This is a genomic window from Sphingomonas sp. FG14, assembly GCF_057809675.1.
Genome location: NZ_JBMDKK010000001.1, coordinates 1,702,596 through 1,716,546, shown reverse-complemented (window position 1 = coordinate 1,716,546; position 13,951 = coordinate 1,702,596). Strand labels below are relative to the sequence as shown.

11 protein-coding genes are annotated in these 13,951 nt (G+C 65.5%); 6 read left to right on the top strand and 5 right to left on the bottom strand.

The features are described 5' to 3' along the window. Nucleotides 1-101: 101 nt before the first annotated feature. The 3 genes from ACODTA_RS08055 to ACODTA_RS08045 all read left to right on the top strand — a co-directional run bounded on the left by ACODTA_RS08055 (nucleotide 102) and on the right by ACODTA_RS08045 (nucleotide 3,023). Nucleotides 102-1,337, top strand: coding sequence for an MFS transporter (locus tag ACODTA_RS08055; RefSeq protein ID WP_489065349.1), 1,236 nt, complete (start codon nucleotides 102-104; stop codon nucleotides 1,335-1,337). 79 nt (nucleotides 1,338-1,416) lie between these two features. Further along, on the top strand, nucleotides 1,417-2,208 hold the full coding sequence (locus tag ACODTA_RS08050) for a cupin domain-containing protein (RefSeq protein WP_489065348.1): 792 nt from the start codon (nucleotides 1,417-1,419) through the stop codon (nucleotides 2,206-2,208). 29 nt (nucleotides 2,209-2,237) lie between these two features. Next, entirely contained in the window at nucleotides 2,238-3,023 is a 786-nt protein-coding gene (locus ACODTA_RS08045) for a glutathione S-transferase family protein (protein WP_489065347.1), read from the top strand. 166 nt (nucleotides 3,024-3,189) lie between these two features. Here ACODTA_RS08045 and ACODTA_RS08040 read toward each other — a convergent pair whose 3' ends face one another. The 4 genes from ACODTA_RS08040 to ACODTA_RS08025 form a co-directional block, all read right to left on the bottom strand. Further along, nucleotides 3,190-4,539 (bottom strand): LLM class flavin-dependent oxidoreductase, encoded by a 1,350-nt coding sequence (locus ACODTA_RS08040; RefSeq protein ID WP_489065346.1) that lies wholly within the window; start codon nucleotides 4,537-4,539, stop codon nucleotides 3,190-3,192. A 106-nt stretch (nucleotides 4,540-4,645) separates the two neighbouring features. After that, the gene (locus ACODTA_RS08035; protein WP_489065345.1) at nucleotides 4,646-5,587 is read right to left on the bottom strand and encodes a LysR family transcriptional regulator; all 942 of its coding nucleotides are present in this window, start codon (nucleotides 5,585-5,587) and stop codon (nucleotides 4,646-4,648) included. A gap of 70 nt (nucleotides 5,588-5,657) precedes the next feature. Next, nucleotides 5,658-6,194: a carboxymuconolactone decarboxylase family protein gene (locus tag ACODTA_RS08030; RefSeq protein ID WP_489065344.1), complete on the bottom strand. Its 537-nt coding sequence runs from the start codon at nucleotides 6,192-6,194 to the stop codon at nucleotides 5,658-5,660. Between the two features lie 101 nt (nucleotides 6,195-6,295). After that, nucleotides 6,296-7,258 (bottom strand): fumarylacetoacetate hydrolase family protein, encoded by a 963-nt coding sequence (locus ACODTA_RS08025; RefSeq protein WP_489065343.1) that lies wholly within the window; start codon nucleotides 7,256-7,258, stop codon nucleotides 6,296-6,298. 304 nt (nucleotides 7,259-7,562) lie between these two features. Here ACODTA_RS08025 and ACODTA_RS08020 point away from each other — a divergent pair, with 304 nt between their 5' ends. Then, on the top strand, nucleotides 7,563-9,185 hold the full coding sequence (locus ACODTA_RS08020) for a long-chain fatty acid--CoA ligase (RefSeq protein ID WP_489065404.1): 1,623 nt from the start codon (nucleotides 7,563-7,565) through the stop codon (nucleotides 9,183-9,185). A gap of 308 nt (nucleotides 9,186-9,493) precedes the next feature. Next, the gene (locus tag ACODTA_RS08015) at nucleotides 9,494-11,704 is read left to right on the top strand and encodes a TonB-dependent receptor (protein ID WP_489065342.1); all 2,211 of its coding nucleotides are present in this window, start codon (nucleotides 9,494-9,496) and stop codon (nucleotides 11,702-11,704) included. A 100-nt stretch (nucleotides 11,705-11,804) separates the two neighbouring features. Here the strand turns inward: ACODTA_RS08015 and ACODTA_RS08010 are convergent, their stop codons facing one another. Beyond that, complete coding sequence (locus ACODTA_RS08010; RefSeq protein WP_489065341.1) at nucleotides 11,805-13,238, bottom strand: amidase; 1,434 nt, start codon at nucleotides 13,236-13,238, stop codon at nucleotides 11,805-11,807. A gap of 93 nt (nucleotides 13,239-13,331) precedes the next feature. Here ACODTA_RS08010 and ACODTA_RS08005 point away from each other — a divergent pair, with 93 nt between their 5' ends. Then, a complete protein-coding gene (locus ACODTA_RS08005; protein WP_222993710.1) occupies nucleotides 13,332-13,940 on the top strand; it encodes a helix-turn-helix domain-containing protein in 609 nt (202 codons plus the stop codon). Nucleotides 13,941-13,951: the final 11 nt, after the last annotated feature.

Genomic DNA, 13,951 nt, shown 5'->3' with positions numbered 1-13,951 from the left:
CGCATGGCGCATGCCCATTTTCATCATGCGCCGCGCGAGGGGCGGCGCTGTAGTCTTCGGACGGACGGCAGGCGGAGGCATGCCGCGTCGCGGGAGGATGGATGAACGGCATGCCGCCGGAATCGGCGCTGGGGGAATTGCGGTCGCGCTGGCTGCTGATCCTTGCCGTCATGCTCGGCAGCGGCGTCGGGCCGACCGTGCTGGTGCCCTATACCGCCGGTGTCTTCATGCCCGCGCTTCAGGGCGAATTCGGTTGGACGCGCGGCAAGATCTCGTTCGGCATCACCCTTTATCTCGCGGTGACCGCGCTTGTCGCACCCTTTGCGGGCATGGTCGCCGATCGGCGCGGCGTGGCGCTGATGGTGCCGGTATCGCTTGCCGCCACCGCGATCGCCTTCGCGCTCCTCGGCATGCTCGACGGCAGCTATGCGGCGTTCCTGGCGATCCTCGCCGCATTGGGCATTGCCGGGGCCGGGGCGACGACATTGATCATGTCGCGCATCGTCGCCACCGGCTTCGATCGCGCGCGCGGCACCGCGCTGGGCCTGGGGCTGCTCGGCATCGGCGTCACCAGCATGCTGGCGCCGAGCATCCTGAGCGGCGTGGTCGCGGCGGAGGGCTGGCGGACCGCCTATCGGGCGATCGCCGTGCTCAGCCTCGTCACCCTGCCATTGGTCGCGTGGCCCGTCTGGCGGCATCGTCGCGCGGAGCCGATGGGCGTGCCGGAGCGAGAAGCCGATGCGCGGCAATCGCTCGGGGCCATGCTGGCGCACCCGATCTTCCGCACGCTCGCGATCGGTTTCTTCCTGATCCAGGTCTCCGTCACCGGCATCCTCGTCCATTTCATTCCCTTGCTGATCGATCACGGCGTGAACCCGCAGCGTGCGGCGGTGTTCGCGGGCATGATCGGCGCGGTGATGATCGTTTCGCGCCTGGCCGTCGGCATCGTCATCGACCGGATATTCGCACCCTTCGTCGCCACCGCCGTCACGCTGGCCGCGGCGTTCGGCGTCGGCATGCTCGCATTCGGCGGCGCGTCGACGGCGGCGCTGGGCGCCTGCGCGGTGGGGCTGGTGATCGGCGCCGAGTTCGATCTCGCCGCCTATCTCGTATCGCGCTACTTCCCCGCGCATTTCTTCGGCCGGATCTATGGCCTGTTGTTTACCGTGATGGTCGTCGGCACGATGACGTCGACGTCGCTTTACGGTTTCTGGGCCGATTGGGCGGGCGGGTACGGCCAGGCGCTGGCAGCCGCCACCGCCGCCCTGTGCTGTGCGGCCGTCCTGTTCCTCACCCTACCGCGCTTCGCCCTGGCCGGGCATCAGAACATCGCATGAGGGAGCGGCGATTTGGTGATTGGGCGCATGGCGGGCGGGGCTGCTAACATGACATGCAAGGATGGACGGAGGATTCACGATGGCCACTGACCCAAACCGGGATCTCCGCACGCAGGCCGGCGTTCTCGTGCGCAAGGCCGAGGATCATCGCGTGCGGATGGCGCACCAGCCGGGCCAGGCGCATCGCTCGGCGGCGGGCTGGACGATCGATTATCGGCTGCAGGAGATCACCGGCGACACCGCGCGCGCCATTTCCACCGTGCCGGGCCATTTCATCGACAAGCCGGCGTTCGGCAGCCCCTGGCATTATCATGACTGCGATCTGCAGGTGGCCTTCGTGCTCGAAGGGTCGATCGAGCTGGGCTATCGCGGCGAGACCTATGCGCGCGCCGGCAAGGGCGACATATTGTTCATCCCCGGCCATGTGATGCACGACGTCAGCAATCCCTCGGCCGACTATCAGGTGGCCGAGATCACCTTTCCGGGCAGTTTCGGCACGACCGAGGCGGAAATGCCGGCGCGCGACGTGGAAACGCCTGCGCGCACCTGGGGCAGCGGCGATGCGGTGCGCAGCGGATCGGCGCGCGGCATCATCGACTACGGTTATCCCGTCGCCGCCCCCTATGATGCGCAATTCGATATCCGCCGCCATGTCCGCTCGCGCACCGAGCCGTTCGAGGCGGGCAGCAGCCGGCACGACGACGCCTATCGTTTCATCTTCGTGATGCAGGGCTGGCGCGCCGCAGAGGTGGACGGACTCGAGGTCCGCGCGGGCATCGGCGACCTGATCGTCGTTCCGGGCGGCAGCGACTGGCGCGACAGCGCGGTTTCCGATGATTATGAAGCAGTCGAGGTCCGGCTGCGCGCCTGATCCATATCCGGCAAGGAAGGGGAGGGCCGATGGCCGAGCTCTATGTGATGCACCACGCGACCTGTGCGCGAAAGGCGCTGATGGCGCTGCTCGAAAAGGGCGCGCCGGTCGGCACGCGCGAGCTCGATCGCCTCTATCTCCGCACGCCCGAATATCGCGCGCTCAATCCCGATGGCGTCGTGCCGACGCTGGTGCTCGACGACGGCAGCCCGCTCGTCGAATCCTCGATCATCATGCGCTATCTCGACGAGGGTTTCGAAGGGCCGGCGCTCCAGCCCGCCGATCCCTGGCGGCGGGCGCATTGCGATCTGTGGCTGAAGCTGATCGACGAGAAATATTTCCCCGCCTTGGGCGCGATCACCGCGGCGACCTTCATTCGATCCATGTTCGGCGATCCGATCGATACCGAACGGCTGAAGGTGATGCTCGATGCGATGACCGATCATGCCGGCCGGCTGATGCGCGAGGATTGCGTGCTGCGCGGCCTCGACTCCCCGTTCGTGCCGGCCGGGCTCGCGACATTGCGCAAGATGCTCGACCGGATCGAGGCGGCGCTTGGCGACCATGACTGGCTGGCCGACGACCGGATCACGCTCGCCGATTGCGCGATGATGCCGATCATGCTGCGGCTGGACGAATTCGGGATGTCGGCGGCGTGGACGAAGCGCCTGCCGCGCACCACCGGCTGGTGGAACCGGCTGTCCGCGCGTCCCTCGGTGACGCGGATCGTCGCCATGGCCAATCGCGGATTGCTCGACGAGGTGATCGTGTCGGTTGACGGTGCGCGGGCGGCGTATCTGGAGGCTTTGGTTTAGAGAGGGCTTGTTATCCGTTCACTTCGAGCAGCGTCGAGCGTAGTCGAGACGCGACAGTCGAGAAGCTGCGGTGCCGGGCTTCTCGACTTCGGTTCTCGACAGGCTCGAACCTGCGCTCGAAGCAAACAGAGAGGGTGGCGGCTGATTTGGCCGCCACCTTCGACGTCTACCGGCTGAAACTGCCCGCCAGATGGTCGCTCGCGATGCGGCCATGGCCGAGCAGCTTTTCGCGGAAGGTGCCGGGGCGATATTCGGTCTTGTAGAGGCCGCGCTTCTGCAATTCGGGCACGACCATGTCGACGAAATTCTCCAGCGTCTCGTGCGCGACGATGCGCGCGACGTTGAAGCCGTCGATATCGCAGACCTCCATCCAGTGCGCCATTTCCTCGGCCACCTGCTCGGCGGTGCCGATCAGCGCGACATTGGTGCCGCACAGCGCCTTTTCGTCGAGCACCTGGCGCAAGGTCCACTGGTTGTTGCGCGTGAACATCTCCAGCGCGGACTGGTTGGCATCGTTCTTCTCATAGGTGATCGGCTGGTCGAGCGGATAATTGGACAGATCGATGCCCATCACGCCCGACATCATCGCGATCAGCCCTTCGAAGCTGCTGTATTTCTTGTAATCGGCATAGCGCGCCTTCGCCAGCGCCTCGGTCTCGTCGACGAACACCGAGATGCCGGTGAAGAATTTCAGCGATTGCGGATCGCGGCCCTGCTCAGCGGCGGCGCCGCGGATACGCGCCACCTGCGCCGCGACCAGCTCGGGCTTGGTACCGTTCAGATAGACGCCCTCGGCATGGGTGGCGGCGAAATGCCGGCCGCGTTCGGATCCGCCGGCCTGGAACAGCACCGGCGTGCGCTGGGGCGAGGGTTCGACCGCGCTGATCGCCTTGAACTGGTGATATTCGCCGTTGAACTCGATCGGATCGATCAGCGAAGGTTCCGCATAGATGCGGCTCTGCTTGTCCTTGACCAGCGCCCCCTCGGCCCAGCTCTGCTCCCACAGGCGATAGACGCCCTCCAGGAACTCGTCGGCCATTTCATAGCGCAGGTCATGCTCGGTCAGCCTGGTGCGACCCATGGCGAGCGCGCCGCTACGCAGATAGCTGGTGACGATGTTCCAGCCCAGCCGTCCGCCGGTGATATGGTCGAGCGTCGAGATGCGCCGCGCGAAGCTGTAGGGCGATTCATAGGATGCGCTGCCCGTCATGGTGAAGCAGAGATTCTTCGTGGCGGTCGCCATCACCGCGACGATCACCGAGGGGTCGAGGCTGGGTGCCTGCGATCCGTTGCGCAGCGCGCCGGCGGCGCTCCCCTCATAGACGTCGGGAAAGCCGTAGACATCGGCCAGGAAGAAATTGTCGAACAGTCCGCGTTCGGCCAGCCGGGCATAGTCCAGCCAATAATCCATCTTCAGATAATCGACCGCCTTGTCGCGCGGATGCGCCCACAGCCCGAACGCCTGGAAACTGGGGTTCCCCTGTTCGAGCACATTGAGCCTGATTTCCTTGGCCATCCGATCCTCTCATCTGTCGCGGCTTGATTGATATCCGCCATATCAGCGCCGTCGGCGGAGCGCGCATTATGATTCTGGGGCAGGACCATGCCCCGATCTGATGGAGCTACATCAGCCCCAGATCGTGGAAGCGGGCGATCCAGTCCTCGGTGCCGCGCCGTGCTTCCTCGGTGAAGATTTCGACGAACAGTTCGGCTTCGGGCGTCAGCACGGTGCTGGTGCGTTCCAGCAGCATGATCTCGAAATTCACGTCGGGATCGCGCAGCGGCCGGATGGTGAAGCGCTGCGCGTCGGCGGTCGGATCGATCATCAGGCAGGGCGTCACCGTCTTCCAGTCCGATCGCCCGACCAGGTCGAGCATCGCCAGGGCCGAATCGATCTCCAGCTCGGCGTCGATGCCGATGCCGTGCGCGGCCAGGCACGCGCTGATCGCGGCGCGGCGGCCCTCCATGCGGCTGGCCCAGGCCATGTTGATCGGCGTTGCCGGCATGGCGGTGGTGACGGGCGGTTCGTCGGCGCGATTGACGCGCGAGACCAGGCATTCGGGCGTCGAGAGCAGCGGCCGGGCGTGGATGCCGGTTTCGCCGCCATGCAGGGTACTGATCGCGAAATCGACATCGCCCGACGCCACCATCTGCGGCAGCAGCGATCCGAAGCTCTCGACGATGCGGACCTTCACGTTGGGATGGAGCGCGGTGAAACGCAGCAGGGCGGGAGCGACGATCCGGTGCGTCAGCGCCGGGATGATGCCGACGGTGAAGCTGCCCTGGAATCCCTTGGAATAATGCGCGACCAGATTGGCGGCCTCGTCGATGCCGCGCAGCATCTCGATGCAGCGGCGGTAGAGAATATCGGCGGCGGGTGTCGCGGTGACGCCCACTTTCTCGCGGACGAACAATTTGACGTCGAGCAGCATTTCGAGCTGCCGGATATGGTGCGACACGCCAGACTGGGTGCTGTTCTCGCGCGTTGCGGCGGCGGTGAAGGACCCTTCCTCATAAGCCGCGACGAACAGGCGGACATCCTGCAACGAACCACGAAACGGCAATCATGCTCTCCCGGAGCCGCGCGGCATGCAGCGGCGGATACCGCAAATTACGAGGATTCGCGCGGCAGCGTCAATCTGCGGGCACGTCGATGCTGTTGGTGAAATGCGCGAGGCCCAGATAGAGCGCGAGCGTAAGCCCGAGTTCAACGCGCTGGCGGCTGTCGAGATGGGCTGAGAGCGCCTCGGCCGCCGTCGGATCGACGCCGGTGCCGGCGGCGAAGCGGTCGGCGAAATCGAGGATCGCGCGCTGGCGATCGCTATAGATCGCGTTCGGTTCGCCTGGATCGCTGACATGGTCGACTTCGGCCTCACTCAGGCCCGCCGCCAGACCCATGCGGCGGTGATGGACGATCTCGTAATGGCCGTCGCAGCGTTCGAGCACGCGCAGGATCGCCAGTTCGCGCTCGGCGGGATCGAGCTCGGTCTTGAAACGCAGCGCATGGGCGAAGTCGATGAAACGCGCGAACACCGTCGGGCTGTTGGCGATGGTGCGATGGATATTGACGACGCCGACGCTGCCGGCGGCGAGTTTCTCGAAGGTGGCGCGGGCCTCGGGATGTTCGCATTCGCGGACCAGGTCGATCGCCACGCGCGGCTTGTCGGTCATCGTTCGTCTCCGTGCTCAGAGTCCTGTCTGGAAATGTGCGGAAGAGCACATTTCCAGGGCCGCACCGGCAACGCGCCATAGGCGCATTGCCGAAGAGGCGCTCAGGCGATCCGCGTGCGTAGCACGCCGATGCCTTCGGCTTCGATCTCCACGGTATCGCCCCGTTTGACGCTGCGCATCAACTCCATCGAGCAGCCGTCGGGCGTGCAGCCCGTCGAGAAGAGTTCGGCGGGGTGAAGGGTCTGGGACTGGCTCGCATAGGCGATGCAATCGATGAAGGACCATTGCGGGGTGATGCCCTGGACGTGCGACCATTGCTCGCCGTTGATCCGCGTGCGCAGCGCCAGGGCATAGGGATCGGGGATCTCGTCGGCGGTGACGATGCAGGGGCCGAGCGGATTGGACCCGTCGAAATCCTTGCCCTTGGCGAAGCCCAGTCCGGTCGACATCGCCATGAACTGCGCGTCGCGGGCGCTGAGATCGTTCATCATCGTATAGCCGAAGATATGCTCATGGGCCTGCTCGACCGGGATGTCCTTGCCGCCACGGCCGATCACGGCGAGGATCTCCAGCTCGTAATCGATCCACTCCGAATAGCTGGGCCAGGTGACCGTCTCGTCCTGCCCGATCACCGTCGTGCAATCCGAATAATAATAGGCCGGGGTCTGGCGCCAGCCGACACCGGGCAGGCTGTCCAGGTTGAACTGGCGGCGCTTTTCCGAATAGGCTGCTTCGGGATCGCTTTCGCCCGCCGCCATGGTGCGCGCGGCGCCGTCGGTCGCCTGGACGAGATGCTTTTCGAAGACCGAGAAGCCGCGGATCTTGGTGGGGCGGGGCAGCGGCGCCAGGATCCGGACATCGGCGATCCGGACCTGTGCGTCTCCGCTCGCCGTTTCAAGCGCGCCGCGGGCCGCAACCAGTGCGTCTGGCCCGGCTTCGATCAGCGCCCGCATGCTGGTAAAGGCCGGATGAGCGTGCGCCGCATGCAGATCGACGAGCATGCCCTCGCCACGCCCGGCGCCGATCCGCTCCTGTCCGTCACGCACGAATGTGTACAGCTTCATTCCCGGCCTTCCCTGTGGTCCGGCGGGCGTCCGCAACGGTTGGGCGGGGGGCGTCGGCCGGCAGGGCCATCGTCTCCGGCCGGCCCGTTCCGAAGCGTCGCCCTCCGGTTCTGTCCTTCCGGCACGCGTGCTAGCAGCCCGCCACGATCGTCACGCATGATCGATTTGGCGGCGCGCCATCTCCAATCCTGATAGCTGCCCATCCATCATGATAGCTGATGATGCGTCGCCAAAGCTTTCATGTACCCTGCGGATCGGGCAAGCCGTATCGAGCGGGATGACAAACGAGAGGAGAGTGACCGCGATGCTGAGCGGCCTGATGCAGACGACCCCCTTGCTGATCAGCGGGATATTGCGCTTCGCCTCGCGCGCGCATGCCGATCGCGAAATCGTCTCGCGCCTGGTCGACGAACCGATCTGGCGCTACGACTATGCGGGCTGGGGACGGCGCAGCGCGCAGGCGGCGCATATGCTGGCGGCGCTCGGTGTCGACGCCGGCGACCGGGTCAGCTCGCTCGGCTGGAACACGCATCGCCATTTCGAGCTTTTCTATGCGGTGCCGGGCATCGGCGCGGTGCTTCACACCGCCAATCCGCGCCTGCCCGACGACCAGATCGCCTATACGATCAATCATGCCGAAAGCGGCGTGCTGTTCTTCGAGCGCAATTTCCTGCCACTGGTCGAACGGCTGAAGCCGCTGCTGCCGACCGTTCGGCATTTCGTGATGCTCTCCGACGCGGAACGGCTCGATCCCGGTACGCTGGGCGCGGCGAGCTACGAGACTTTGATCGCGGACCGGGCGACCGATTACGACTGGCCGCTGCTCGACGAGAACAGCGCCTCGTTCCTCTGCTATACCTCGGGCACGACGGGCGATCCCAAGGGCGTGCTCTACAGCCACCGCTCGGTCGTGCTACACGCCATGGCGGGCGGGCTTACCGGCGCATTCGGCTTCTCCGCGTTCGATTGCGTGATGCCGTGCAGCTCGCTCTATCACGCGACCGCCTGGGGATTGCCCTTCGTCGCGCCGATCAACGGCTGCAAGCTGGTGCTGCCCTGCGACAAGATGGACGGCGCGAGCCTCGACGAGCTGATCCAGGCCGAAGGCGTGACCTTTTCGGGTGGCGTGCCGACGATCTGGACCATGTATCTCGCGCATCTGGAGCGGACGGGCGGCAATACCGGCGCGCTCCAGACGCTGGTCATCGGTGGATCGGCGGTGCCGCGCGCGATGGCGGAGAGTTTCCAGCAGCGTTATGGCGTCAAGGTCCGCCAGCTCTGGGGCATGACCGAGACCAGCCCGATCGGCGTGGTCTCCACCCCCACGCCCAAGCTCGCCGCCGAAGGCGAGGATGCGATGGACGAGGTGATCTGGACGCGCCAGGGGCGGATCCAGTTCGGCATCGAACTGCGCATCGTCGACGAGGAGGGGAGCGACCTGCCGCATGACGGCGAGGCCTCCGGCGCATTGCTCGTGCGCGGGCCGTGGACGGTGCAGCGCTATTTCCGCGCGGAGAAGGACGCGGCGGATGCCGATGGCTGGTTCGATACCGGCGACATCGCGACGATCGATCCCTATGGCTTCATGCGGATCACCGATCGCAAGAAGGATGTGATCAAGTCCGGCGGCGAATGGATCAGCTCGATCGACCTGGAGAATATCGCGGTCGCCTGTCCCGGCGTGCGCATCGCCGCCGTCGTCGGCGTCTATCATCCGAAATGGGAGGAGCGCCCGCTGCTCGCGATCGAGCCGCATGAGGGCGAGACGGTGACCGAGGCGGCGGTGCTCGCCTTTCTCGAGCCGCGCATCGTCAAATGGTGGATGCCCGATGCGGTGGTGATCACCCAGGTGCCGCTGACCGCGACCGGAAAGATCGACAAGAAAGTGCTGCGCGACCGGTATCGGGATCATCTGGCGGCCGGTTGAGGAAACTCGCCGTTGATCCCATTTCTTGTCGCTCCAGCGAAAGCCGGAGCCCATGCAGTGCCTGCCGCAATCGCTGAGGTGGAAGGATCGCATAGGCTCCAGCTTTCGCTGGAGCGACGGGGTTTTCGATATTTTCTCCACTTCAACATGCCTCGGCGAAGAGTTTTGGTCGGGCACAACGCGCAGGGCCCAGAATGCCACCTATGCGTTTCTCCGATGGACGGCAGCGAAACTCATCATGGGGCGGTTCGCGATCGACGGGACTAGGGTTTGCGCAAGCTCTCGAGAGACGAGCGTGGGAGGATTGAATGCGCACATCTATGAATCATCGCCCGTCGACCCGCCGCTTCGCGCTGGCCCTGCTGCTGGCCGGCTCCGCGCCGGGTGTGGCCTTCGCCCAGGATGCCGCCCAGCCGCAGGCCGATGCCGCGCAGGCGCCCGAGGCGGTGGAGGGCGACATCATCGTCACCGCGCAGCGCCGTGCCGAGCGGCTTCAGGACGTGCCGATCGCGATCAGCGCCTTGAGCGCCAGCACGATGGAAGATCGCAACATCCAGACGGTCTACGATCTTCAGGGCAGCGTGCCCGGTCTTTCGATCTCCGGTTTCGCCGGCGTCAATTCGACCAATCTCGTCTCGCTGCGCGGCATCGCCGGCCAGCCCGTGCCGATCGGCGCCAGCCAGGCGACGGCGGTCTATCTGGACGGAGTCTATCTGTCCAAGCCCGATGCGGGCTTTTTCGGGCTCAAGGACATCGAGCGGGTGGAGGTGCTGCGCGGCCCGCAGGGCACGCTCTACGGCCGCAACGCCACCGCCGGCGCGATCAACATCGTCACCCATCAGCCCGGCAACAGCTTCGAGGGCAGCGTCGATGCGAGCTATGGCAATTTCAACAGCATCGCGGTGGGCGGCTATCTGAGCGGTCCGATCGGCGGCGGCTTCTCCGCCAGCATCTCGGGTTCGGCGAGCGGGCATGACGGTTATTACCGCAACACGGTGACGGGCAGCCGCATCGGCGACGCCTCTTCCTATACCGGCCGCGCCAAGCTGCGCTACGACAATGGCGGCGGCTTCGACGCGACGCTTTCGGCCGATTATACCAGCAAGAAATCGGAAGACCTGTTCACCCCGGCGACGCTGGTCGGCGGCCGCGCCGTCTTCGCCACCAAAACCGTGTCGACCAATCTCGAGGATCAGATCCGCACAAGGCTGCAAACGGGCGGCGTCGCGCTGACGATCAATGCCGAGGCGTCGGACGATTTCACGATCACGTCGATCTCGAGCTATCGCAAGTTCAACTATTTCACGGTCTACGATATCGACGCGACGACGGCGACGTCGATCCAGCCGGTCTTCATCAACAAGAACGACACGTTCAACCAGGAGGTGCGCGGCGTCTACGATGCCGGCCCGCTGCGTTTCACCGTCGGCGCCAACTATTACAATGAAAAGGCGGAGGTGTTCCTGCGCGTCAATCCCGTCGCCTATACCAAGACGGCGCTGCGCGCCGATCCGCGCCCGCATGCCAAGAGCGACCTGGCCGCGCTCGCCGCCTTCGGCCAGTTCGAATATGATCTTGCCGATACGCTGACCGTGGTCGGCGGTGCGCGGCTCAATTACGAGAAACGCGATTTCTCGATCGACTATTCGACGGCGGGCACGCCGGGCCAATATCCGCCGATCATCGGCAAGGTTTCGGACACCGCGATCCTTCCGTCCTTCGGCCTCAACTACAAGCCCGATCGTGACGTGCTGCTCTATGCCAAGGCGAGCCTCGGCTACCAGTCGCCGGGCTTCGCCTATCAGCCGGGCGCGGGCGGCGCGCTCAACACCTTCGGCGCGGAGAAGCTCTGGGCCTATGAGGCAGGGGTCAAGGCGCAGTTCCTCGACCGCAAGGTGACGCTCAACGCCGCAGCCTTCTATTACGACTATAAGGACCTGCAGCTGCGCCGGCTGATAACCTCGCTGATCTCGCGCATCGAGAATGCGGGCGCCGCCAGCGTCAAGGGGATCGAGGCAGACCTGACCATCAATCCCGTCGAGGGGCTGACGCTGACGGGCCAGATCACTTATTCCAAGGGCGTCTACACCGATTTCTGCGAAGGCATCACCACCGGCACGCCGCAGAACAACGACGCGCAATGCGTGGGCACGCCCGCGCCGACCGCCGACCGTGCGGGTAACCAGCTCAACCAGGCGCCGCGCTGGACGGGCGGTTTCGGCGTCAACTATGCGACGCCGGTCAGCGACAGCGTGAAGCTGAAGCTCAATGCCAACTATGCGTTCGAATCGAACAGCTATTTCACCGCCGCGAACGAGCGGCAGGTGAGCACGGGCGGCTGGCACCGGCTCGACGCGCGCGCCGGGGTCGAGCTCGACAATGGCCTCGAAGTCTATGCCTTCGGCCGCAACCTCACCGACAATCGCTACATCGTCATGGCCTTCCGCTTCGGCGGCGCGGTTTCGGCGGTGGTGAGCGATCCCGCGACCTACGGCATCGGCGCGAGCTTCAAATTCTGAAGACCTTCCTGGGGGAGTGATAGCTGGATGCGATGAGCCCGACTCATCGCATCCAGCTATCAGCCCGTGCGGGGCTTGAGCGGTGCAAGATGCGGGTGCGTCAGCATCCTTCCGCTTTCGATAAGGCTGGCAGCACGTGCTTCCAGGGGCGCGCTGCCTCGAGCTGTGCGGCGAGGCGGAAGAGCAGGGCTTCGTCGCCGAAACGCGCCATGAACTGACTGCCGATCGGCAGGCCCGTGCCATTGCGGAACAGCGGAACCGACATGGCTGGAATACCGGCGATGTTCGCGATCGCCGAATAGGGCGCGAAGCTGGTCGAGAGCGACCGGATGTTGGCGACCGCGCCGGTCAGCGTGCCCAGCGGCACCGGCGGTTGGGCAAGCGCCGGGCTCAGGACGAGCGGATAGCGCGACTGGAAGGCGGCAAGGTCACGGCTCACTTTCTGGAAATATTGGGTTGCACGCAGATAATCGGCGCTGCCGATGGTCTGCGCCGCTTCGACAAGCGCGACGACATGCGGTTCGAGTTCGCCATCGCGGGGCTTACGCCCGAGCGCATGCGCTCGGCCGTCGACGAGCGCGCGGACGAGCGTCGCCGCGACGACCGAGGAGGCGGCGGCAAGCAATTCGCGGTCGATCGGCAGGCTGGCGGGTTCGACATGATGGCCGAGCGTTTCGCACAGCGCCGCCGCATCCTGCACGGCATCGCGGCAGTCGGCATGGGCGGGGTTCTCGCCTGGCAGGTCGACGATCAGCGCAATGCGGATCCTGCCGGGATCGGCGCCGATTTCGCTGAGCCAGGGGCGGATGGGCGGCGCAATGCCATAAGGCGCTCCGAGATCCGGGCCGGCCGAGACGCCGAGCAGCGCGGCGCTGTCGCGCACCGATCGGCTGACGGCATGGGCGGTGCCGAGCCCCGCGCTCGATTCGCCGCGCTCCGGCACCATCGGCATCCGGCCGCGCGTCGGCTTCAATCCGAACAGTCCGCAGCATGATGCCGGAATGCGGATCGATCCGCCGCTGTCGCTGGCATGCGCCAGAGGCACGATCCCGGCCGCGACGGCCGCCGCTGCGCCGCCGCTCGATCCGCCCGCCGTTCGCGAAAGATCCCAGGGGTTGCGCGTCGGCGGGGTGTTGGCGGGCTCGGTCGTCGCGCTGTACCCGAGTTCGGGCGTGGCGCTCTTGGCGAAGATCGCGAAACCGGCGCGGCGATAGCGCTCGAACAGTTCTGAACTGTGTGCCGGCACATTGCCCGCCCAGAAGCGCGATCCGTTCGCGGTCGGCTCGCCGGCATAGGCCATGTAGAGATCCTTCAGGACGAAGGGGACGCCGTGAAACGGACCCGCGGCAAGGCCGTTCGCGATATCCGCGCGCGCGCGGTTCTCGAAAAGATGGTTGAGCGCGTGGATTTCCGGATTGACCGCGGCGGTCCGGGCAAGTGCCGCGTCGAGCAGCTCGGATGCCGATACTTGCCGGTCGGCGACCAGCTTCGCCAGTCCCATTGCATCGTGCGCGACATATTCATCATGGGTCATGTTCGGCTCCCGATTGTGTTTTCATTTGGAATCAGCGCGCAATGAACGATACAGGACAGGTTCTGCTCGTTTCTGGACGCTGAGAGGATTGGCATGACGACGTCGCTCGCGCACGGCACGATCGGCGCACGGTTGAAAGCGCTGCGCAAGCGCGAAGGCTGGACGCTGACCGAAGTCGCGGCGCGCACGGGAATCTCGCAGGGCACCCTGTCCAAGCTGGAGAACGGGCTGACCAAGCTCAATTTCTCCAGCGTGGTGAAGCTGGCGAGCGGGCTCAACCTGCCCGTCACCGCCTTCACCAGCCCCGAACCGCATGTCGAGGCCAGCGGATCCCGCCGCGCGGTGACGCGCGCCGGCACCGGCCCGCGCTTCCAGGCGCAGGATATCGAATATGAAGTGCTCGCCGATGGGCTGGCGGGCATGAACAAGGTGTTCCTGCGCGCGCGCATCAAGCAGCATCCCGATCGCGAACTCGTCGAGTTCCGCCGCCATCCCGGGCAGGAATTCATTTATGTGCTCAGCGGCGAGTTCGAACTCCAGACCGAGGCCTATGCGCCGATCCGGCTGCGCGAGGGGGACAGCGTCGTCTTCGATTCGAGCATGGGGCATCGCTACATCTCGATCAGCGAGCCCGACACGATCCTGCTGATCGAGATGGAGGTCGCCAGCTACCCGACGGTGATCGAGGATCTCATCATCTGACATGGCGCGCG

Coding starts and splice junctions, on each gene's coding strand:
- ACODTA_RS08025 (WP_489065343.1), bottom strand. CDS start 7,258: ATGAAGCTGTACACATTCGTGCGTGACGGACAGGAGCGGATCGGCGCC.
- ACODTA_RS08005 (WP_222993710.1), top strand. CDS start 13,332: ATGACGACGTCGCTCGCGCACGGCACGATCGGCGCACGGTTGAAAGCG.
- ACODTA_RS08055 (WP_489065349.1), top strand. CDS start 102: ATGAACGGCATGCCGCCGGAATCGGCGCTGGGGGAATTGCGGTCGCGC.
- ACODTA_RS08030 (WP_489065344.1), bottom strand. CDS start 6,194: ATGACCGACAAGCCGCGCGTGGCGATCGACCTGGTCCGCGAATGCGAA.
- ACODTA_RS08050 (WP_489065348.1), top strand. CDS start 1,417: ATGGCCACTGACCCAAACCGGGATCTCCGCACGCAGGCCGGCGTTCTC.
- ACODTA_RS08020 (WP_489065404.1), top strand. CDS start 7,563: ATGCTGAGCGGCCTGATGCAGACGACCCCCTTGCTGATCAGCGGGATA.
- ACODTA_RS08015 (WP_489065342.1), top strand. CDS start 9,494: ATGCGCACATCTATGAATCATCGCCCGTCGACCCGCCGCTTCGCGCTG.
- ACODTA_RS08045 (WP_489065347.1), top strand. CDS start 2,238: ATGGCCGAGCTCTATGTGATGCACCACGCGACCTGTGCGCGAAAGGCG.
- ACODTA_RS08010 (WP_489065341.1), bottom strand. CDS start 13,238: ATGACCCATGATGAATATGTCGCGCACGATGCAATGGGACTGGCGAAG.
- ACODTA_RS08040 (WP_489065346.1), bottom strand. CDS start 4,539: ATGGCCAAGGAAATCAGGCTCAATGTGCTCGAACAGGGGAACCCCAGT.